General features: G+C 64.5%; 19 protein-coding genes and 1 tRNA gene. 1 reads left to right on the top strand and 19 read right to left on the bottom strand.

Annotated elements, in window-relative coordinates; genetic code table 11:
- Positions 1 to 107: 107 nt before the first annotated feature.
- The 14 genes from rpoB to rplJ all read right to left on the bottom strand — a co-directional run bounded on the left by rpoB (position 108) and on the right by rplJ (position 17,218).
- Entirely contained in the window at positions 108 to 3,620 is a 3,513-nt protein-coding gene (gene rpoB / locus EV191_RS14835; RefSeq protein ID WP_132877622.1) for a DNA-directed RNA polymerase subunit beta, read from the bottom strand.
- A gap of 449 nt (positions 3,621 to 4,069) precedes the next feature.
- A complete protein-coding gene (locus EV191_RS14830; RefSeq protein WP_132877621.1) occupies positions 4,070 to 5,047 on the bottom strand; it encodes a hypothetical protein in 978 nt (325 codons plus the stop codon).
- A gap of 131 nt (positions 5,048 to 5,178) precedes the next feature.
- Positions 5,179 to 5,814: a hypothetical protein gene (locus tag EV191_RS14825; protein WP_132877620.1), complete on the bottom strand. Its 636-nt coding sequence runs from the start codon at positions 5,812 to 5,814 to the stop codon at positions 5,179 to 5,181.
- Between the two features lie 83 nt (positions 5,815 to 5,897).
- Positions 5,898 to 7,157 carry an MCE family protein gene (locus tag EV191_RS14820; RefSeq protein WP_132877619.1) on the bottom strand — a complete coding sequence of 420 codons (1,260 nt, stop codon included), beginning with the start codon at positions 7,155 to 7,157 and terminating at the stop codon, positions 5,898 to 5,900.
- On the bottom strand, positions 7,157 to 8,392 hold the full coding sequence (locus tag EV191_RS14815) for an MCE family protein (protein ID WP_132877618.1): 1,236 nt from the start codon (positions 8,390 to 8,392) through the stop codon (positions 7,157 to 7,159). The genes EV191_RS14820 and EV191_RS14815 overlap by 1 nt, the downstream gene beginning before the upstream one ends.
- 2 nt (positions 8,393 to 8,394) lie before the next feature.
- Positions 8,395 to 9,600 carry an MCE family protein gene (locus EV191_RS14810; protein ID WP_132877617.1) on the bottom strand — a complete coding sequence of 402 codons (1,206 nt, stop codon included), beginning with the start codon at positions 9,598 to 9,600 and terminating at the stop codon, positions 8,395 to 8,397.
- Positions 9,597 to 10,580 carry an MCE family protein gene (locus EV191_RS14805; RefSeq protein WP_132877616.1) on the bottom strand — a complete coding sequence of 328 codons (984 nt, stop codon included), beginning with the start codon at positions 10,578 to 10,580 and terminating at the stop codon, positions 9,597 to 9,599. Before EV191_RS14805 ends, EV191_RS14810 begins: the two co-directional genes overlap by 4 nt.
- Complete coding sequence (locus EV191_RS14800; protein WP_132877615.1) at positions 10,577 to 11,605, bottom strand: MCE family protein; 1,029 nt, start codon at positions 11,603 to 11,605, stop codon at positions 10,577 to 10,579. The genes EV191_RS14805 and EV191_RS14800 overlap by 4 nt, the downstream gene beginning before the upstream one ends.
- Entirely contained in the window at positions 11,602 to 12,966 is a 1,365-nt protein-coding gene (locus EV191_RS14795; RefSeq protein ID WP_132877614.1) for an MCE family protein, read from the bottom strand. Before EV191_RS14795 ends, EV191_RS14800 begins: the two co-directional genes overlap by 4 nt.
- Positions 12,963 to 13,811, bottom strand: coding sequence for an MlaE family ABC transporter permease (locus tag EV191_RS14790; protein ID WP_424565460.1), 849 nt, complete (start codon positions 13,809 to 13,811; stop codon positions 12,963 to 12,965). The genes EV191_RS14795 and EV191_RS14790 overlap by 4 nt, the downstream gene beginning before the upstream one ends.
- A 5-nt stretch (positions 13,812 to 13,816) precedes the next feature.
- On the bottom strand, positions 13,817 to 14,611 hold the full coding sequence (locus tag EV191_RS14785) for an MlaE family ABC transporter permease (RefSeq protein ID WP_132877613.1): 795 nt from the start codon (positions 14,609 to 14,611) through the stop codon (positions 13,817 to 13,819).
- Positions 14,612 to 14,613: 2 nt separating this feature from the next.
- Positions 14,614 to 15,792, bottom strand: coding sequence for an ABC transporter ATP-binding protein (locus tag EV191_RS14780; protein WP_132877612.1), 1,179 nt, complete (start codon positions 15,790 to 15,792; stop codon positions 14,614 to 14,616).
- Between the two features lie 421 nt (positions 15,793 to 16,213).
- Positions 16,214 to 16,600 (bottom strand): 50S ribosomal protein L7/L12, encoded by a 387-nt coding sequence (rplL, locus tag EV191_RS14775; RefSeq protein WP_132877611.1) that lies wholly within the window; start codon positions 16,598 to 16,600, stop codon positions 16,214 to 16,216.
- 63 nt (positions 16,601 to 16,663) lie between these two features.
- Entirely contained in the window at positions 16,664 to 17,218 is a 555-nt protein-coding gene (gene rplJ, locus EV191_RS14770; protein WP_132877610.1) for a 50S ribosomal protein L10, read from the bottom strand.
- 343 nt (positions 17,219 to 17,561) lie between these two features.
- Between rplJ and EV191_RS14765 the strand changes: the two genes are divergently transcribed.
- Positions 17,562 to 18,590 carry a hypothetical protein gene (locus tag EV191_RS14765; protein WP_132877609.1) on the top strand — a complete coding sequence of 343 codons (1,029 nt, stop codon included), beginning with the start codon at positions 17,562 to 17,564 and terminating at the stop codon, positions 18,588 to 18,590.
- 80 nt (positions 18,591 to 18,670) lie between these two features.
- Here EV191_RS14765 and rplA read toward each other — a convergent pair whose 3' ends face one another.
- From rplA to EV191_RS14740, 5 genes are all read right to left on the bottom strand, one after another.
- The gene (rplA, locus tag EV191_RS14760; protein ID WP_132877608.1) at positions 18,671 to 19,387 is read right to left on the bottom strand and encodes a 50S ribosomal protein L1; all 717 of its coding nucleotides are present in this window, start codon (positions 19,385 to 19,387) and stop codon (positions 18,671 to 18,673) included.
- 75 nt (positions 19,388 to 19,462) lie between these two features.
- Complete coding sequence (gene rplK, locus EV191_RS14755) at positions 19,463 to 19,897, bottom strand: 50S ribosomal protein L11 (protein ID WP_132877607.1); 435 nt, start codon at positions 19,895 to 19,897, stop codon at positions 19,463 to 19,465.
- An 89-nt stretch (positions 19,898 to 19,986) separates the two neighbouring features.
- The gene (gene nusG / locus EV191_RS14750) at positions 19,987 to 20,850 is read right to left on the bottom strand and encodes a transcription termination/antitermination protein NusG (RefSeq protein WP_243658964.1); all 864 of its coding nucleotides are present in this window, start codon (positions 20,848 to 20,850) and stop codon (positions 19,987 to 19,989) included.
- Between the two features lie 79 nt (positions 20,851 to 20,929).
- Positions 20,930 to 21,364 carry a preprotein translocase subunit SecE gene (gene secE, locus EV191_RS14745; protein WP_132877606.1) on the bottom strand — a complete coding sequence of 145 codons (435 nt, stop codon included), beginning with the start codon at positions 21,362 to 21,364 and terminating at the stop codon, positions 20,930 to 20,932.
- A 63-nt stretch (positions 21,365 to 21,427) separates the two neighbouring features.
- Positions 21,428 to 21,500 (bottom strand) — tRNA-Trp (locus tag EV191_RS14740).
- Positions 21,501 to 21,653 lie beyond the last annotated feature (153 nt).

Raw genomic sequence — 21,653 nt, 5'->3', positions numbered from 1 at the left:
GTTGGGAAAGAACAGTTACGACTCATGGTTTCCTTTGGTCGCCTGCCGTCACGGTCCCCTGAGGTGCGGTTGGGTGCTTGCACGGCCGCACCACAGGGGATGGACAGCTACTGCACGACGTCGTCTACGGAGGGCGACTCGTTGCGGGACAGGTTGATACCCAGGTTCGCCGCGGCGCGTTCCAGGTCCTCGTCGTCGGAGTCGCGCATCTCGATCGCGGCACCGTCGCTGGAGAGCACCTCGACGTTCAGGCACAGCGACTGCAGCTCTTTGAGCAGCACCTTGAACGACTCCGGAATACCCGGCTCCGGAATGTTCTCGCCCTTGACGACCGCCTCGTACACCTTGACCCGCCCGACCACGTCGTCCGACTTGATGGTGAGCAGTTCCTGCAGCGTGTACGCCGCACCGTAGGCCTGCATCGCCCAGCACTCCATCTCACCGAAGCGCTGGCCACCGAACTGCGCCTTACCACCGAGCGGCTGCTGGGTGATCATCGAGTACGGGCCCGTGGACCGCGCGTGGATCTTGTCGTCCACCATGTGCGCGAGCTTCAGGATGTACATGTAGCCGACCGAGACCGGGTACGGGAACGGCTCGCCAGAGCGACCGTCGATCAGTACCGCCTTGCCGTCCGAGTTGACCATCCGGTCGCCGTCACGGTTGGGCAGGGTCGATCCGAGCAATCCGGTGAGCTCCTGCTCGCGGGCACCGTCGAACACCGGGGTCGCGGTGTTCGTGCCGGGCTCCACCTCGTACAGGTCTTCGGAGAGCCCCTGCGCCCAGTCCGGACTGCCCTCGATCTTCCAGCCCTGTGAGGCCAGCCAGCCGAGGTGCAACTCCATAACCTGGCCGATGTTCATCCGTCGCGGCACACCGTGGGTGTTCAGCACGACGTCGACCGGAGTGCCATCCGGCAGGAACGGCATGTCCTCCTGCGGCACGACCTTGCCGATCACACCCTTGTTGCCGTGCCGGCCGGCGAGCTTGTCACCGTCCTGGATCTTGCGCTTCTGCGCCACGTACACCCGGACCAGCTCGTTCACGCCCGGGGGCAGCTCGTCGTCGTCATCCCGGCTGAACACCCGGATACCGATGACCTTGCCGGTCTCGCCGTGCGGCACCTTCAGCGAGGTGTCCCTGACTTCCCTGGCCTTCTCGCCGAAGATCGCGCGCAGCAACCGCTCCTCGGGGGTCAGCTCGGTCTCACCCTTCGGCGTGACCTTGCCGACCAGGATGTCGCCATCGCGCACCTCGGCACCGATCCGGATGATGCCCCGCTCGTCGAGGTCGGCGAGCACGTCCTCGGAGACGTTCGGGATGTCCCTGGTGATCTCCTCGGCGCCGAGCTTGGTGTCCCTGGCGTCGATCTCGTGCTCATCGATGTGAATCGAGGTGAGCGTGTCGTCCTCGACCAGTCGCTGGGAGAGCACGATCGCGTCCTCGTAGTTGTGCCCCTCCCAGGGCATCACGGCGACGAGCAGATTCTTGCCCAGCGCCATTTCGCCCTCGTCGGTGGCCGAACCATCCGCGATCACCTGGCCGAGCTCGACCCGGTCGCCCTCGTTCACCACGGGCTTCTGGTTGATGCAGGTGCCCTGGTTGGAACGCTCGAACTTCTGCAGCCGGTAGCCGCGCCGGCTGCCGTCATCGTGCATCACGGTGATGGCGTCGGCGGAGAGCTCTTCCACCACGCCGGCCTGCTCGGCGACGAGCACGTCCCCGGCGTCCACCGCGGCCTTCAGCTCGACCCCGGTGCCCACCAGCGGCGACTCGTTACGCAGCAGCGGCACCGCCTGACGCTGCATGTTCGCGCCCATCAGCGCGCGGTTCGCGTCGTCGTGCTCGAGGAACGGAATCATGGCGGTCGCGACCGACACCATCTGGCGCGGCGAGACATCCATGTAGTCGACGTCCATCGGGTCGATCAGCTCGACCTCGCCGCCCTTCCTGCGGACCATGACGCGGTCCTCGGTGAAGTGGCCGTCGTCATCGATCGGCGCGTTGGCCTGCGCCTTGACGAACCGGTCCTCCTCATCCGCGGTGAGGTAGTCGATCTGGTCGGTTACCCGGCCTTCGACAACCTTGCGGTACGGCGTCTCGACGAAACCGAACGGGTTCACCCTGGCGTAGGAGCACAGCGAGCCGATCAGACCGATGTTCGGCCCTTCCGGCGTCTCGATCGGGCACATCCGGCCGTAGTGGCTGGCGTGCACGTCGCGCACGTCCATGCCAGCGCGATCCCTGGACAGACCACCCGGTCCGAGCGCGTTGATCCGGCGCTTGTGCGTCAGACCCGCGATCGGGTTGTTCTGGTCCATGAACTGGGACAGCTGCGAGGTACCGAAGAACTCACGGATCGCGGCGACCACGGGACGGATGTTGATCAGCGTCTGCGGCGTGATCGCTTCGACGTCCTGGGTCGTCATCCGCTCCCGGACGACGCGCTCCATCCGGGACAGACCGACCCGGATCTGGTTCTGGATCAGCTCGCCGACCGTACGGATACGCCGGTTCCCGAAGTGGTCGATGTCGTCGACCTCGACCGGGATCTCCGTGCCCTCGGCGTAGTCGGCGCCACGAGCCGGCATCTTGTCCTCGCCGGCGTGCAGCCGGACCAGGTACTCGATGGTGGTGACGATGTCGTCCTCGGTGAGTACGCCGGTCTCGTACGGCTGGCTCAGACCCAGCTTCTTGTTCGCCTTGTAGCGGCCGACCTTGGCGAGGTCGTAGCGCTTCTCCTTGAAGAACAGGTTCTCCAGGAGGGTCTGCGCGCTCTCCTTGGTCGGGGGCTCGCCGGGACGGAGCTTGCGGTAGATGTCCAGCAGCGCCTCGTCGGTGCCAGCGGTGTGGTCCTTCTCCAGCGTCGCGAGCAGCGTCTCGGAGAAGGAGAAACGCTCGCGGATCTGCTCGGTGGTCCAACCGAGGGCCTTCAGCAGCACGGTCACCGGCTGCCGGCGCTTGCGGTCGATGCGCACACCAACGGTGTCGCGCTTGTCGACGTCGAACTCGAGCCAGGCACCGCGACTCGGGATGATCTTGACGCTGAAGACATCCTTGTCGGTTGTCTTGTCCAACGCCTGGTCGTAGTACACGCCCGGCGAACGGACGAGCTGGGAGACCACAACCCGCTCGGTGCCGTTGATGATGAACGTGCCCTTGTTGGTCATGACGGGGAAGTCACCCATGAACACCGTCTGGCTCTTGATCTCGCCAGTGGTGTTATTGGTGAACTCCGCGGTGACGAACAGCGGGGCCGCGTACGTCATGTCCTTGTCCTTGCACTCTTCGACGGTCGCCTTGACCTCGTCGAAGCGTGGGTCGGAGAAGGAAAGGGACATCGAACCGGAGAAGTCTTCGATCGGGGAGATCTCGTTCAGGACCTCTTCCAACCCACCGACCGGGTTCTCGTCACCTTCGTCGACGCGGCGCTGGAACCACGACTCGGCTCCGGTGAACCATTCGAAGGACTGGATCTGAACGTCCAGCAAGTCCGGGGTGCCGAGCGGCTCGCGGATCTTCGCGAAGGAGACTCGCTTGGGCGCGCCCGGAATATTCGAGTTGTCTTTCGCGGTGGAGTTGGTCGCAACAGTGGCCTTGGTCGCGCGGGAGACTGCCAAGATGCGTCCTTCCAGGGACTGTGAGCGGTTGATCAGCCGCGCTAGCAATCCGCAACGCGACTGTCAAGGGTGCGTTCGTGCCCAGTATCCTAGCCCCCTGTTTTGGACACACGGAAAGTGGGCAGCGCAAACTGCGAGTCTAACTGCCAAGACGGCAGCTGTCGAGTGGGGGCCACCTGGGAACCCGGGGCCGAACCCACTGCTCGCCATCAAGCGTGAACCCGCGAAGCCGCCACGTCAAGATGCCACGCCACGATCCCCCGGCCGGCGCAGCAACCGACCAGCACGGACCAGCACAGACCGCTCAACGCAAAACTTGACCAAGGTCACATCGGCGCCGCTCAGCACCATAAATAACACTGCTATATATCGAGTTTAGCGGGCTAACTGTTGATTTCGGGCGCGCGTGTACGGCGCGTTTAGCGGGCTAAACGTGGTTTCTTAGCTGGTTAGTTCTGGCCCGGCTGGTTCTGGTCTGGGTTGTTCCCATTCGGGTTGTTCTGGTTTGGGTTGCCCTCCGGGGCCTGCGGCGGGTCCTGGCCGAACAGGTCGAGACTGGTGATCTTCCAGCGGTCGTCTTCGAAGCGCGCGCCGATGGCCAGCTGCGCCGGGGCGGCCGCGGTGTCCCCGCTGGTCCCCCGCACGCTCGTCTGGTCGGCGAAGACCAGCAGTCGTGCCTGATCACCCTCCAACCGAATAACGGCGCTCTGCACGACCTCCATGGTGACCACCATCTGTTGCTCCGGAGCGAGCTTCTTGATCTGGTCGAACAACTGTTCGTACTCGGAGCGGACCTCCTCGCCAGCGAGGATCTGCTTCGCTGCCTGCTCGGTCTTGTCCGTATCCGTGTAGTTGTACGAGAACAACTGCTCGAAGCCGTCCGTGACCTGCTCCTTGAGTTCACTGGTCCGCGCCGCGTTCAGGAGCGCCTCGTTACTGGTCGACTCACTTGCCGCGGCACCCTCCACCCGGAACCAGAACGCCAATGCGCCAAGACCGATCGCAAGCACCGTCAGCAGCGCGGCGAGGACCACCGGGTTGCGCCGCCACCCCCCGTCGCCACCAGCGTCCTCGTCCTCGGCGGACGTGTCGGCAGCGTCCTCGATCGCCGGCACGGGAGCCGACACCGCGAGCTGGCCGGCATCATCCGGACGCGCGATACCGGTCGACCGGCGCTTGCCAGTCGGGCTCGGCCCGCGCTTGACCGGCGAGGGAACGGGCGGGGCTGGTTCGGCCTCCGGTTCGGTGACGGACTCGAGCACCTCGGCATCCGTGCGGTCACCGGGCTCAGCGGGCCCATCCGACTCGCCGGGCTGGTCCAGCTCGTCTGGCCCGGACTCGTCTGGCACAGAGTCGTCTGGCACAGGCTCATCTGGCGCGGGATCCGCCTCGGTTACCGCGGGCTCCACCGACTCGGTCTCCGTCACCGACTCGGCGCCCTCCGGCGCTGGCTCCGTCTCCCTCGTTGCGGGCCGGTTCCACCCCGCAACCTTGGGCCGGCGCGCCGACCCGGTTCGCTGTTGCCCTGTAGGCCGGTGAGGCCGACGAGACCGTGCCACTAGTTACCGTCCCCTTCGGGCGCGCCGCCCTGCTGTCCCTGCTGACCTTCCTGGCCCTGCTGACCTTCCTGGCCCTGCTGCGGAGCCATCCCCACATGCCGGATGCCGCTGAGCTTCCAGCCGTCATCGGTCCTGGTCAGCTCCGCCTCGACGCGCACCGTCTTGGGTACTGGCTGCTCCTCGCCCACCTGGGTGGTCAGCTCGACGGCTGCCATCACCAACGCCTTGCCTTCGTCGACCTCGAGTTCGCTGACGGCGCTCTCCAGGACCTCGGCGGTGCTCACCGACTTCGCCTCTTTCAGCTGCTTCTTCTGCTCATCCTGATACTTCTGGACCTCCTCGAGCAGATTCCCGGTAGCAGCCTGCTCCCAGTTGCGGAAACCTTCCTCCGGCTCGCGGTAATCAAGCGTGTTGAAGGTGGTAATCGCCGACTGACCAACCCGCAGCACCTCGTCCCTGGTTTCGGCGAGCTCGGCATTGTCCCCCGATCCCGCCTGCCACCAGGAAATGCCTAACCAGGCGACGAATGCGGCAGCTACCACGACAAGCGCCAGAGCCGCCACAACGAGGTTGTTCGACAACCAGGGCCACCGAGCACGGCGCGAATTCGCTGACTTGTCAGGCTTGGTGTCCATGTAGCTCCAGGGTAGGTTGCATCGTTTGGTTCGAGTTTCCTCCGATCACCGCGAGTCGGTCTCGCCGAACCGCTGACCGGCTGTTATCCGGGTAAGCCGAGCAGGTCAGACATACTGGTCAAGGTCGTGCTCTCGGCCCGTGCTCCCGGAACGCCCCGCCCAGCCTGCTCCGCGGCCGCTTCGGTGGGCCGGTCACTGCTCGCCTCGATCTCCGCCTGCGTCGGCGCGTCCGGCCGCCCGCCGTACGGCGCGTTTGCCGAACCGCGCACGTTGATGGGACTGCCCTTCGGCTCCGCGCAGTAGGCCTGCGAATTGGTCGGCGCCTCAGAAAGATCATTGCCGGGGCGCCGGTTCGTGCCCTCATAGCCCACCATGCAGGTTGGCGGATCAAGCAGGTTCAGCGCGAACCCGAGATGCGCCTTGCCATCCTCGTCGATCAGGCTCTGCGCAGCCGCGCCAGCCATCGGATAGACGATGAACGACATTTCCAGACCATCGGTGCGGGTGGACAGGATCTTCGACGTGGTCAGCAGGTTCGCGAGCACTACGCCGAGGTTCTCGCCGGAATCCCGCAGCACCGCGCTGACCTCATTGGACACCTGCGGCGTCACGGAGATCAACTCCCGAATATCGCCGTCCGAACTCTTCAACTGTTCGGAAAGCAGCCGCAGGTCTTCGCTGAACGACGTGATGTTTCCCGCCTGCGCCCGTTGTGTGTTCAGCACGGTGTTGCCGGTCTCAAGCAGATTCACCGTCTGCGGCAGGTTTTCCTTGGCGGTGGCGGTGAAATCGCGTGCGGTGTCCAGCAGTACCTGTAGATCTCCGCCCGTACCACGGAAAGCCTCGTATGACTCGTCCACCACGGTGCGCAGTGCGTCGGTGGGAATCGAGGTCGTCAGGCCGTCCAGGTTCGCGACCACCTCGTCCGTGCCTACCGGAGTACTCGTGCGCCGCACGTCAATCTGCGAACCGTTCTCTAGGTACGGCCCCGAATTGGTGTTGGGGCGCAGATCGACGTACTGCTCGCCAATCGCCGAGCGGTTCGCCACCACGGCCTGTAGATCGGTGGGGATCTTTGGTGTGTCCGGATCCAGATTGAGGTCGGCCTCAAGCCCATCGGCTGTCAGCCGAAGTTCGCCCACCCTGCCGACGTTGACACCGCGATAGGTGACTTCGGCATTACTGAAGATTCCCCCTGACTGGGCGAGCTCGAGTGTCGCCGTATAGCCGGATTCGCCGAATACCTTGCTGATATCGGTGAAGCGGAACAACGCGTACGTCACCGAAACCACGGCGATCATGAAGAACGCCACGACCTGGAGCTTGGTCCGCCTGGTGAGCATTACGCACCACCCCCGGTGAGTACGCCGAAGATGCCACTCGCGCCCGATGCGGGCGGTGCCGCACCGTCACTATTGGGCGAACCGCCAGGGGGTTCCGGAGCCGGCGCCGAGGCCGAGTCGGGCAGCGGCAGTGGCGGCGGTGCTCCCGGCTTCTCGCCTTGTGTCGGCTCGGCAAGATCACCAAGCAGCGGAAGACCGTCCAGTGGATTCGTTCGCGACCGGCTCAGGTTCTGCAGCAGCGAATCCACGTTGAGATCGAGATCGGCATACAGATTCACGAAATCGCCCTTGGTGCCCTCGATCGCGGCGTCCGTGAACGGGATGGTGAACAGGAGCTCGAGTGACTGGGGCAGGTCCGTGCCAGCTTCGGCCAGCTTCTGCAAGGTCGGCGCGAGGGCCTTGAGGTCGGCGACCAGATCCTCCTTGCTCTTGTTCACCGTGTCCACCGCTACACCGGAGAGTTTCCGCAGGCTCTGCAACATGGTGACCAGCTGGCCGCGTTGCGCGTTCAACACCTCGAGCCCGGGGCCCAGGTTGTCGATCGCGTTCCCGATCTGGTCCCGTTGCTGAACCAGCGTGGTCGACAGGCGGTTCACGCTGTCCAGCGCCCTGGTGATGTCTCCGGAGTGCGCGTCCAGATTCTCGGTCAACTCCCGGACATTACCGAGTAGCGATCGGATCGAGCCTTCATTTCCCTCGGTGACATTGTTCAGCTCTCGGGTGATCGTGCGCAGCTGGTCGACCCCGCCACCGTTGAGCAACATGGACAGTGCGCCAAGCACCTCCTCCACCTCGGTATTGCGGTTCGTCCGGTCCACCGGAATCAGCCCGCCATCCGAAAGTTCGCTGCCCTCTGCCGGCGTCCCGTCGGCGGGATTGGACAGCTGGACGAACTTCTCACCGAGCAAACTGGACTGCCGCAGCTGCGCGGTGGCGTTGGCTGGCAACCGCACGTCACCGTTGATCAGCAGGGTTACTTCCGCGGTCCAGCCATCCTTGGCCAACCCGACCTTTTCCACCCTGCCGACCGGCACGTCGTTGACCTTCACACCAGACTGCGGCACCAGGTCGAGGACGTCCCGGAACTGCACGCGCACCTGGTACGGGTTCTCGCCGAGATCCGCACCGCCCGGCAGTGGAATGTCATAGGCGCCAGTAATCCCGCAACCGGCAAGCAGTATCGCGGCCAGGGCACTGGCGAGCGCCAGGCGAGCCGAACGTATCCCGCGCCGCATGATCAGTTACCTCCCTGCACCGCGGCGGGCGAGCCATAGGCCTCGCCCGCGAGAGGGAGCGGAAGTGGCGGTAGCTTACCCTCATTCAGCGCCACGATCACCTGGTTGACGGACGGCAGGGGCAATGTGCCGTCCACGACCGGCGCGAGCGCATCGCAGATGTCCGCCAGTGTCTGCGGCAGCTGATCGGGCGTTGCCTGCCGCACGGCGGTACACGCGGTGACGATGGGTGGGGCGGAGAACCCGGCGAAGACATCGCGCGCGTCCAACGTGCCCGACGAGGCGTTGTAGGTATTGAACAGGTTCGCCAGCCCGGTTGGCGCGACATCGAGTATTTCGGCCAGCGCTTCCCGCTGGTCGACGAGTACTCCGGTGATCCCGGCCAGCTTCTCCACGTTGGTGTCGATCCGGCCGCGGTTCTCGCTGATGAACTGCTGGACCGTACTCAACGCGGTACCCAGCTGCTCGACCGACTCGCCAAGATTTCCCCGCTCCCGCGCGAGAAAATCGTTCACTCCGGACAGCCGCTCGGCGAACTCGTTCACCTGTCGATCGCTCTGCGCCAGGGTGGTCGTGAACTGCTGCAGATTGTCCACCGTGCGGAACAGATCCTCCTTGTTGCCGGACAACGTGCGTGACGCCTTGGCCAGCTCGCTGACAGCAGTGTTGAACTGCTTGCCGACACCATCCACATTGGCGGAAGTGGTTTCCAGTAGCCGGGTCAGGGCACCGTCCTCGTTGGCGCCTTCCGGCCCGAGCGCCTTGGACACGCGGTTGAGGCTGTTGTAGAGATCGTCCACTTCCAACGGGGTCGCGGTCCGGTCGAGCCCCAGCCGCGCGCCGTCGGCCAGTTCCGCGCCGCCCTGGTAGGTCGGGGTGAACTGCACGTACCGGTCGCTGACCAGTGATGGAGCCACGATCACGGCCTTGGCGTCAGCGGGGACCGGATACTTGCGGTCCACTTCGAGCTCGACGCGTACCTGGTCACCCATCGGTACCACGCTCTGCACGCTGCCAACCTTGACGCCCTGGATCCGGACATCGTTAGCTTCGTAAAGGCCGACCGTCGCGGTGAACATCGTGGTGAATCGCTTGGTATTCGCGTCCTGCATCGTCCACCACAGCACGCCGGCGAGCACCAGACCGAGCGCGCAGGCGAGCGCGGTGGCCTGCGCGATCCGTTGCCCTGTCCGCGATTCGGGGTTCATAGTCGACACCCCTCCTCGTTGAACGGCCCAACGGCCGGCGGCAGCAAGCCACACATGAAGGCGTCAAACCAGCGTCCGTTGCCGAGTGTGTTGGTAAACAGGCGCGCGAACGGAGCGAGATTGCTGATGCCCTGCCGGAGTGACTCCTGGTTCCTGCTCAACATTCCGGTCAGTTGATCCAGTTCGGCCAGCGCGGGCCCCAGCTGCTCATTGTTGTCCGCGACCAGCCCGCGTAGTTGTCCGGATAGCTCCTTTGTGCCCTGCAGCAAGGTCCGGATCGCTTCCTCGCGGCGGCTGATCTCTTCGAGTAGCTGGTTACCGTCCTGGATGAGCCGCTGCACCTCAGCGTCGCGTTCGGCAAGCGTGCCGGTGATCTGCTCGGTGTTGGACAGCAGTTTGGCCAACTGCTGATCACGACTGGAGATCGTTTTGGACAGCGCGGAAAGCCCGGAAAGCGCGCCCTTCACATCGTCCGGGGTGTTCGCGAAGGTCTCCGAGATGGTGTCGAAACTCTGAGCCAGCTGGTCGGTGTCGATCTCGTCCACCGTGCCGGACAAGCCGCGGAAGGCTTCGAGCACATCGTAGGGCGCCGTGGTGCGCTCCAGCGGAATCGCCTGGCCAGGGTTGAGCGACTGCTGACCATCCGGAACCAGCGAGAGAAACTTCTGGCCGAGCAAGGTCTTGATCTTGATGTCCGCCCTGGTCTTGTCGCCGAGCCAGGCATCCTTCACTTTGAAACTGACGAGAACCTTGCCGTCGTCAAGATCGACATCGCTGACCTCGCCCACCTTGACGCCGGCTACCCGAACCTCGTTGTCCGGCGAGATGCCGGCTGCCTCGCGGAACTCCGCGGTGTAGGTCGTGCCACCGCCGATGATCGGCAGATCGTCCGCGTTCATCGCGGCGGTGACGCCGAGGCCGAGCAGCACGATGCCGACGAGCGCGATGGGGATCGGATTGCGCGAACTGAAGGACTTCATCCCTGACACCTACTTTGGGTAGTCGGCATCAGTGGCAGCGGTATGTCGGGCAATCCCGCTCCGCCTACCGTGGCATCCATCTCACAGAGGTAGAAGTTGAACCAGGAGCCATAGCTGGCGGTACGGGTAAGCCGTTCGGCCTTCTCCGGCAGGAACTGGATGAAGTGTTCCACGGTCGGTTCGCTGTCGTTGAGATTCTGGGAAAGGTCGCTCAACCCTCGGATGCTCTCCTTCAGCGGGGCTCGTCCTTCTTCGAGCAGTCCTGAGGTGCTGTCCGCGAGCCCACCAAGCGATTCGATGGCCTCACCGATCGGCTCGCGGTCCTGAGCAAGGCCGGAAACCAGTTCCTGCAGCCGAACGATCAACCGGGATAGCTCAGGGCCGCGCGCGTTCACGGTGTCGAGCACTTCGTTCAGGTTGCCGATGACTTCTCCGATGACCTGGTCCTTCTCCGCGATAGTCGTGGTCAGCGACGCGGTGTGCTTGAGCAGGTTCTCGACCGTGCCACCTTCACCCTGCAGTACCTGGATGATCTCGTAGGAGAGCTTGTTCACGTCCTCTGGGGACAGTGCGCGGAACAGCGGTTTGAACCCATTGAACAGTTCGGTGAGATCGAGCGCCGGAGTTGTCTGCTCAAGCGGGATCGTCTCGCCGGGTTCCAAGGTATCGTTCGGGTCGCCGGCGGCACCCTGCTCGAGTGAAAGATAGCGCTGGCCGATCAGGTTGCGGTACTTGATCGTCGCGGTCACGCCACTCGGCAGCGTTCGACGATCGTCCACTTCGAACTCGATCATAGCTTGTGCGCGGTCGACGACCTTGACGTCACTCACCTGTCCGACCCGCACACCCGCGATACGCACATCGTCACCGGGAAGCAGCTGCGAGGCGTCGGTGAACCGCGCCGAGTACGGCTGCACGCTGCCAAGCTGCGCGTTCGCGATAGTGATCCCGAGTACCGCGGTGGCGAATATGGTCACGGCAACGAACACCAGGAACTTGATCAGCGGCGATGCGAGGCTTCTCATTTGATGTCCACCTCCGCCCCACGGTAGAGCGGGCCGACCAGCAGGCCGCTCCAGCCAGGTACGTCCTGTGGTGCCACATCCAGCTGGGGCGAGAGCAGGGTGGCAAGTACATCGCGTTCGTAGCCAGAGTTGGCCAGGCTAGCCGATCCACTGTCCGCACTGGACGGACTCGTGGTGCCGCCCTGGTCGTAGAAACTGCCCGTCGCCGGCGGAAGCACCCCGGCGTCAGCGATCTCCGCGGCGGGCGGTTTGCTGCTGCCGTCCTGGATCGGACCATCCGGCGGATGCTGTGGGAACGGATCCGGCAACTCTTCGAACTCGTAACACCGCGGGCCCCGATGGTCGTCGTACCGCGGCTCGTCCTTACCCGGCTCGTACTTGCCGCGGTTGTTCACGATCTCAATCTTCGCGTGCAGTCCCGGCTTGTCGGTGCCTTTACCGAAGGCCAGGTCCAGCTTGTCCTTGGCCTGGCGCATACCCCGGAGGAAACACGGCGTTTGCGGGGAGTAGCGCTCGAGCACTTCAAGTGTCTTACGTGACTCGGTCGAGACGTTGATCAGATTGTCCTTATTCGCCACGAGCCAGGAGTTCAGATCCTCGGAGGTACCGGTCACTGTGCCGTACAGCGTGTTCAGATTGCCTTGCTGGTCCACAATGGTCTGCGTCGTCGTGGTCAGGTTGTCCAGCGCGGCCACGAAATCCGGCGCGGCCTCGTTGTACACGTCGGACACGTCGGCCAGCCCGCGAAGGTTCTCGGTAAGCTTCGGCACGTTGGGGTTGAGCTCGGTGAGATACTGGTCGAGCTCAACCAGCGTCTGCCCCAAGGGTTCCCCGCGCCCTTCGAGCGCGGTGGAGATCGCGCTGAGCGTGCTGGACAGTTTTTGTGGCTGCACCGCCTGCAGTACCGGAAGCAGGTTGTCCAGCGCCTGCTCCAGCTCGATCGCCGTGCTGGACCGGTCCCGCGAGATCACGTCGCCGTCCCGCAGGGACTCACTGGCTGGCTGCTCGGGCAGTTGCAGAGATACGTAGCGTTCCCCGAACAGCGTTTTCGGGAGCAGTCGAGCGGAGACGTTCTGCGGGATGAGGTGGGTCTTCGCCGGATCCAGGGCGAGTTCCAGTTCGGCCCCGTCGAGTCGCGGCTCGACCCGCTCGACAGTCCCCACGATCAGCCCGCGGACCTTCACATCGGCCTGTTCCTTCAGCTGGCTACCGATCGTGCCGGCCTGCAGCGTGACCCTGGTGAAGGTACTGAAGGTTTTGTTGTAGAACGCGACGGACAGCACGATCACGCCGAGCAGGCAGGCGATGAACGCCAGGCCAAGTAGCCGGCGGCGGAGGGTGATGAGCGCGCTGCTTCTCATCCGGCGATCCTTACTGTCACCGTGGTTCCCCAGATCGCGAAGCCAATGAAGAAGTTGAGCAGCGCCACCACGACGATCGTGGTACGTACCGCGCGACCAACGGCGACCCCCACCCCGGCCGGACCGCCACTTGCGCGGTAACCGTAGTAGCAGTGCACCATGATGATCACGATCGCGAAGATGAGAACCTTGCCGAAAGACCAGAACACGTCTTGTGGCGGCAGGAATAACTCGAAGTAGTGATCATAGGTTCCTGCCGACTGCCCGAAGAAGTACACGGTGACGATCCGGGAAGCGGCGTATGAGGTGAGCAGGCCGATGATGTAGAGCGGGATCACCGCGATGAACCCGGCGATCACCCTGGTGGTCACCAGGAACGGCAGACTGGGCACCCCCATCACTTCGAGCGCGTCCACCTCCTCGGAGATCCGCATGGCGCCCAGCTGCGCGGTAAAACCGGAGCCTACCGTCGCGGACAGCGCAAGTCCGGCAACCAGCGGCGCGATCTCCCTGGTGTTGAAGTACGCCGAGGTGAAACCCGCGAAGGCGGCGGTGCCGATCTGGTCCAGCGCGGCGTAGCCCTGCAAGCCGACGACGACACCGGTGAATACGGTGAGTCCGACCATCACCCCGACGGTGCCGCCGATCACCGCGAGCGCACCACTGCCGAAGCTCACTTCGGCGAGCAACCGCAGCGTTTCCCGGATGTAGCGGTGCAGCGCGCGGGGTATCCAGGCCAGCGTCTTGAGGTAGAACGACATCTGGTCGCCGGCCTTGTCCAGCACGCCAAGCGGGGCGTTCACCACCCTGCGCATGGTTTGCGTGGTACGGGAGTTCCCAGCCATCTACCTCAACTCCCCTTTGCCGGCACGATCGTGAGGTAGATCGTGGTCAGGACGAAGTTGACGAAGAACAGCAGCAGGAAGGTGATCACGACGGATTGGTTTACCGCCTCCCCGACGCCTTTCGGCCCTGGCGGCGGGTTCAGGCCACGGTAAGCGGCGACGACTCCCGCGATAAAGCCGAAGATCAACGCTTTGAGCTCGCTGATCCACAGGTCGGGTAGCTGCGCGAGGGCGTTGAAACTGGCCAGATACGCACCGGGCGTACCGCCCTGCAACACCACGTTGAAGAAGTAACCACCGAGCACCCCGACGACACTGACCAGGCCGTTGAGCAGCACGGCTACCAGCATCGAAGCCAGTACCCTTGGCACCACGAGGCGCTGCACCGCGGAGACCCCGAGCACCTCCATGGCGTCGATCTCCTCGCGGATCGTGCGCGCGCCGATATCCGCGCAGATTGCCGAACCTCCCGCGCCGGCGACGAGCAGCGCGGTCACCAACGGTGCGGCCTGCTGGATCACCGCGAGTACGCTCGCGGCACCCATGAATGACTCGGCGCCGAACTGGGTGACAAGGGAACCCAGCTGCAGGGCAATGACCGCGCCGAACGGTACGGCGACCAGTGCGGTCGGCATGATCGTGACGCTGGCGATGAACCAGCACTGCTGAATGAACTCGCGAACCTGGAATGGGCGCTGGAAGAATCCGCGCACCACATCGAGACCGAGTGCGAACAACCGTCCGGTCTCGCGAAGCATGCCGACCCCAGGAAAACCAGCCTGGGTGCGGGTGGAAGTCATCGCTAGCCGTCACCGGGGCGCGGTTGTGGCGCTTGCGGTGATGATTCGGGCGGCGGCTGCCACGCCGAACGTGGCAGGTTGGCTACGGACTCCTGGCTCAGCGCGTGGTTCGGCCGTTGCGCGCCGGGACCTAGCGGCCTGGTGTCGTCTGGCCGGCCAACCGGGGCCGGCTGACGCTGCAGCCCATAGCGCTGTCTGTCCGAATCGGACAGCGACTCGACAATACCCTGCTGAGCAGGCGCGGGGAGGTTGTGCAGGATCCGCATCACCCGATCCTTCCTGCGCCGATCGCCCTTGCGAACCGGCAGCCCGGGGGACGGTTGCATCTGGGGCACGACTCCACGTACGTCTTCCTCGGGCGATCCGTCGTGATGGCCGGCCGCGCGGGCGGCTTCCTCGGCGGCCATTGTCGCGGTGTCCTTCTCCTCGGACATCCCGATCGGCCCGATCCGGCGGCCGTTCAGGAACTGCTCGACCGCGGGTTCGTCACTGGTCAGCAGCACCTCACGGGGGCCGAACATGACGAGTTCGCGGCGAAAGAGCATGCCGAGGTTGTCCGGCACGGTCCGAGCGACGTTGATGTTGTGCGTGACGATCAGGATCGTCGCGTCGATCTGCGCGTTCAGGTCGATCAGGAGCTGGGAGAGGTACGCGGTGCGCACCGGGTCGAGTCCGGAGTCCGGTTCGTCGCACAGGATGATTTCCGGATCGAGTACCAGTGCGCGGGCGAGGCCGGCCCGTTTACGCATACCGCCGGAGATCTCGCCGGGCAGCTTCGACTCGGCGCCGAGCAAACCGACCATTTCCATCTTTTCGAGCACGATCCGTTTGATCTCCGACTCGGATCGCTTGGTGTGCTCGCGCAGCGGGAATGCGACGTTGTCGTAGAGGTTCATCGAACCGAACAGCGCACCGTCCTGGAAAAGCACGCCAAAGAGTTTGCGAATCTCGTAGAGCTTGCGTTCCGAGCAGGAGCAGATGTCCACGCCGTTGATGACGCATTTCCCGCGTTCTGGCTTCAACAGCCCGATCATCGATTTGAGGAAGACGGATTTACCGGTACCCGATGGTCCGAGTAACACGGATACCTCACCCGGCGGCAGGGTGAGCGTGACATCCCGCCAGATGGCTTGCTTGCCGAACGACTTGGTCAGGCCCTCAACAACAACCTCGGCGCCCACCGGACCTCCTGCGCTCCTCGACGAGCCATGTACGCGTCCTGCCCGCTGAGCCAGGCTCCGAGTACTGGCCAGACGGCCCTCACCCTTATGCAACGAACAGGAGCAGGTGAGGTTACTGGCCAGTTGGGCGCATTGCCTACCAACAGCGGGCTGGAAGCCAAGATTTCCATAACGGTATGAACACGCCGACCTACTCAACCAGGCAGCACTACACACCGCGTCCGAAACACTACCCCGTGACACGGCAGCAGGGCTGCCCGGACGCGCTCACCCCTGCTCGCTAACGACATTCAGCCCGCTAACCGCGAACGCCGGATAACGCGGTTAGCCCGCTAAACGCGGTATTTGCCCTGGATACACGAAGGGGTGGGCAGCCCTGATACGGACTGCCCACCCCTTGGTGGTTGAGCGTTGAATTAGCTCACTTGATGGAGATCTTGGCGCCGGCCTCTTCCAGCTTGGCCTTGGCAGCCTCGGCGGCGTCCTTGTCCACCTTCTCCAGCAGCGGCTTCGGCGCGCCCTCGACCAGCTCCTTGGCCTCCTTCAGGCCCAGCCCGGAGATGACCTCGCGGACGACCTTGATGACCTGGATCTTCTTGTCGCCAGCGCCCTCGAGCACGACGTCGAACTCGTCCTGCTCTTCCTCGGCGGCGGCTTCGCCGCCACCGGCCGGGGCGGCAACAACGGCAGCCGGGGCGGCCGCGGTGACGTCAAAGACGTCCTCGAACTGCTTCACGAACTCGGACAGCTCGAGCAGCGTCATCTCCTTGAACGCGTCGAGCAGCTCGTCGTTGCTCAGCTTCGCCATGATGGCGGTTCCTTCCTACTTCGGATACGCCCAGGCGGGCGCGGTCTGTCGGGTGGGGATTGCTCAGCTCTCGGCTGGTGCCTCTTGCTCGGCGGACTCGCCCGCGGCGGACTTCTTCTCCTGGAGCGCCGCAGCCAGCCGGGCCACCTGCGAGGCCGGGGCGTTGAACAGCCCGGCGGCCTTGGTGAGGTTGCCCTTCATCGCGCCGGCCAGCTTGGACAGCAGGACCTCGCGGCTCTCCAGGTCGGCGAGCTTGGTGACCTCGTCGACGGAGATCGGACGGCCATCCATGTAGCCGCCCTTGATTACGAGACCCTTGTTGTCCTTCGCGAAATCACGCAGCACCTTCGCGGTGTCCACCGGCTCGTCATCGACGAACGCGATGGCTGTCGGACCGGCGAAGAACTCATCGAGCCCTTCCACGCCGGCCTCCGCGGCGGCACGCAGGACGAGGGTGTTCTTCGCGACGCGATAACTGGCGCCAGTGCCGAGAGCGCGGCGGAGGTTGGTCAGCTGAGACACGGAAAGACCGCTGTACTCGGTCACCACGGCAGCCGAGCTGTTGCGGAAACGATCCGCGATCTCAGCGACGGCCGCTACCTTGTCCGGCTTCGCCATTGTCGCCTCCTCTCGTGGCTAGTGCTCTGGTAACGAGACGACCACCGGCCGAGGAGGGCCCAGAAATGCCAAACGCCCCGGCGCAGCAGGCACGGGGCGACAAAATGCGCACGACAAACGCGCGGAACTCACCACGTCCTCCTGCGCAGGCCGCCCACATCTCGTGGGACCTTCACTTCCCGGATACTCAGCAAGCCGAAACGAAACTGGGCAAGCCGAGGCGAACCGGAAAGGACCGGCGGTCTTCGGTAGAACGAGCCAAGCCTACACCGCTACGCAGGAACTTCGGTTGGCACCCCCGGGCTTACCCGCGGTGTACGACCCGACACGGCATCATGGAGCCGTGGCACCCAATGAGCAGCCCGGCCGCGGCGACACCCCAGACACGCCCGAGCGATCTACCCCGGGGCAGCCCACCCCTGCCGAACCCGAATCAGGCGGTACCGGAAACCGGCCGGCGCCAGCCAGCGACCCAATATCGGCAAGCGACCCAATATCGGCAAGCGACGGAGTGCACCAGCCCGTCGTGTACCAACCCGGCGCTGATCAACCCGCCATCAACCAGCCAGCCGACTCCCAGCCGCTCGACCAGGCACAGCTGGAGCAGTTTCGGCAGTTCCAACAGTTCCAGGAGTTTCTGCGGTTCTCCGAAGCTCAACAGGGTGCGGCACAACCGGGGCAGCCGCCCGTCCCGGGCCAACCAGCAGGCGGGGTCCAGGGCACGGGCGGGCAGCCACCGGCTCCTCCCGGCGGAGCCAGGGGCGAGCTACCGGCCGGTCAGCCGCGCTCCGGCCGCCCGTGGTGGCGAAAGCTACTCGCCAGCAAGATCTTCCGCCGCCTGGTGTACCTGCTGATCATCTTCCTCGCGCTGAACTGGGCCTACCAGAAGTACTTCGGCACCGAGGACTCGGACAACGCGGCCGAAACCGGCGGCGGCACCTATGTGGAAACCCAGCTGCTTTCCACCACCCCACATGAAGCGGTTCGCAAGGTCTACAAACACGTGGCACAGGGCCGGGCCGATCTCGGCTGCGGCAGGTTCACCGCATCGGCCGCGCGGCAGTTCGCCAACAACTTCGACGAGCCGAACTGCACGGCGGCGATCAAGCAGCTGAGTACCGAAGTCGAGAACATGAACGCCTACGCCGAGCCATGGTTTCCCAACTCGGCCTACCGCACACCGAGCGGCGACCACACCACCATCAGCTCCTGCGAGATGACCGTCGAAGGCGGCCCATCACTGGGCGTGTTCACGCTGAAGCAGGTCGAAAAGGGTCAGTGGATCGTCGACAGGCACGAGCAAGAGCCCAATCCGTGCCCGCCGCCGCCGTCCGAGGACGTACCTACGCCGCCAGCGGCCCCGACTGGCTGACCGCATACAAAGAGGGCCGCACAACCGGTTCGGTGTGCGGCCCTCTTGTTAGCTCAGCTGCCCGTGCTTGACCAGTTTGGTCAGGCGCCGTCCTCGGCGAGCAGGTTGCGGGTCCTGGCCGGGTCGACCGGGATGCCCGGGCCCATGGTCGTGGTGAAAGTGACCTTCTTCAGGTAGCGCCCCTTGGCCGCGGCTGGCTTGGCCCGCAACACCTCGTCCAGCGCCGCCGCGTAGTTCTCGACAAGCGAGTTCGCCTCGAAGGACGCCTTGCCGATAATCAGGTGCAGGTTGCCCTGCTTGTCCACGCGGAAGCTGACCTTGCCGCCCTTGATGTCGGCAACGGCCTTCGCCACGTCCGGGGTCACCGTGCCGGTCTTCGGGTTCGGCATCAGACCGCGCGGGCCGAGCACCCGCGCCACCCTGCCGACCTTGGCCATCTGGTCCGGCGTCGCGATCGCGGCGTCGAAATCGAGCCAGCCACCCTGAATGCGCTCGATCAGCTCGTCCGAGCCAACAACGTCCGCACCGGCGTTCTCCGCCTCGGTCGCCTTGTCGCCGGTGGCGAAGACGATCACTCGAACGGTCTTACCGGTCCCGTGCGGCAGGTTCACGGTGCCGCGGACCATCTGGTCGGCCTTGCGCGGGTCGACGCCCAGTCGCATCGCCACCTCGACGGTGGCATCCATCTTGATCTTGGAAGTTTCCTTGGCCAAGCGGACCGCGTCCAGCGGGCTGTACAGCCGCGTCCGGTCGATCAGCTCGGCGGCCTGCTGATAGGCCTTACTGCGCTTTGCCATTGCTGTCCTTGTTTCCTCTGCGGATCAGTTGTGGTTGGTACAGAGCCGCGCCGGCTCTCCCACGACGTTGACGAGTCAGTCTTCGACGGTGATGCCCATGGACCGTGCGGTACCGGCGATGATCTGCGCGGCCTGGTCGGTCGTGTAGGCGTTCAGGTCGGCCTTCTTGGTTTCGGCGATCTCCCGAACCTGGTCCCAGGACACCTTGGCGACCTTGTTGCGGTGTGGTTCGGCACTGCCCTTCTCCACGCCCGCGGCCTTGAGCAGCAGCTTGGCCGCTGGCGGCGTCTTGAGCTTGAAGTCGAAGGAGCGGTCTTCGAACACGGAGATCTCAACCGGCACCACATTGCCGCGCTGCGATTCGGTCGCGGCGTTGTAGGCCTTGCAGAACTCCATGATGTTCACACCGTGCTGACCCAGCGCGGGGCCAACCGGCGGCGCGGGGTTCGCGGCCCCTGCCTGAATCTGCAGCTTGATGATCGCTGCGAGTTTCTTCTTCTTGGGTGGCATTTCCGTGCTTCCTAATTTCGCTATGTAATCCCGATGGCGCCTGCCGCCCCATCGGGTAGCTGCCGGCGGCTCGCGCTCGAGCGCACCGGTCAGATCTTGGAGACCTGGCTGAACGACAGCTCGACAGGCGTTTCCCTGCCGAAGATCGACACCAGCACCTTCAGTTTCTGTCCACCCGCGTCGACTTCGCTGATCGTCGCGGGCAGCGTGGCGAATGGGCCATCCATCACGGTAACCGACTCGCCAACCTCGAAGTCGACCTCGACGGCCGAAGAACCAGCAGCGGCCTGCGTCGACTCTTCCTTGCTCGCCGCGGCCGGCTTGGCCTGCTCGACCTCGGGCGCGAGGAACTTGAGCACTTCGTCAATGCTCAGCGGAGACGGACGCGAGGTGGCGCCGACGAAACCGGTGACCCCGGGGGTGTTGCGCACGGCGCTCCAGGACGCGTCGTTCAGGTCCATCCGCACCAGGATGTAGCCGGGCAGCACCTTGCGCTGCACCTGCTTGCGCTGTCCGTTCTTGATCTCGGTGACCTCTTCGGTGGGCACCTCGATCTGAAAGATGAAGTCCTCGACGTCCAGCGTGTGACTACGCGTCTCCAGGTTGGACTTGACCTTGTTCTCGTACCCCGCGTAGGAGTGCACCACGTACCAGTCTCCCGGCGCCGCGCGTAGCTCCTTACGCAGCTGCTCGACCGGGTCGTCGGCCTCTTCCGGCTGCTCGGTAGCCGCCGGTTCGGCGCTGACTTCGTCCGCCGCTTCCTCGTGGGCGACTTCCTCGGTGTCCTGGTCCGCCGAGTCCTGGTCCGCCGAGGCGTCTTCGGTGCCCTGCTCCTCGGCATCCGAAACGGCCACGGTGTCCTCGGTGTCCACCGTGTCGATTTCGGAGGTCTGGTCGGCTACCTCCGGCGCATCGGGCTGGCCGGTCGTCTCCGCACCGTTCTGGGAGGTCACTTCGCCTCTCACTTCCTACTCGTGCATCGCGTCGGGCCTGTCCGCGGCTGGTCGAGCACCGGTGGAAAACCGGGCCGGCTCAACCGAAGAGCCACAGCACGCCCCTGGAAAACGCGAGATCCAGTCCGGCCACCAACGTCACCATGAAGGCCACGAACACCAACACCACGATGGTGTAGGTAATCATCTGCTTCTTGGTCGGCCAGATGACCTTACGCAGCTCACCTACGACTTCACGGAAGAAGCGGGCGAGCCGAGCGAACAGCGAGGGACGCTTCTCCTTGTCCTCCCGAGTCCGCGCCGAGCGCGGGGTGTTGTCCTTGACGTCCCCCGATTTCGACTTCGGCGCCGCGGCGTCCCCACCCTTCGCCGATTTCTTGCCAGCATCGCTGCGCTTCCCGGCGGGTTTGGCGGTCGAGCCCGCGGATTCACGGCGCTCGCGCCGAGCCGAGGCACTGACCGGGCGGGAGGAATCCTGGTCCTCCGTCCGGTCCTTGTCACCGTCCTCAGTCACGCCGTTCCTCCACTGGATCTTCCGCCAACGGCAGATCTTCCGCTACTGGCAGCTTGCTGAACGCAGGGGTGACAGGACTTGAACCTGCAACCTGCGGTTTTGGAGACCGCTGCTCTGCCAATTGAGCTACACCCCTATAGACACATCGAATCATCCCCGAAAGTCAACTCGGGGATGATGTCAACGCTCCAAGTTCGAAAGTGTACGGCAACGCTCCTGGGCCCCGATAACCGCGCCCCTACCGAGCGGGGGTCTGCCGCGCTGACCTCCCATTAGATCTGCGACGATA

The sequence above is a fragment of the Tamaricihabitans halophyticus genome, assembly GCF_004340875.1.
GTDB classification, from domain to species: domain Bacteria; phylum Actinomycetota; class Actinomycetes; order Mycobacteriales; family Pseudonocardiaceae; genus Tamaricihabitans; species Tamaricihabitans halophyticus.
The sequence above is the reverse complement of the archived record's forward strand: the minus strand, read 5'-3'. Positions and strand labels throughout refer to the sequence as shown.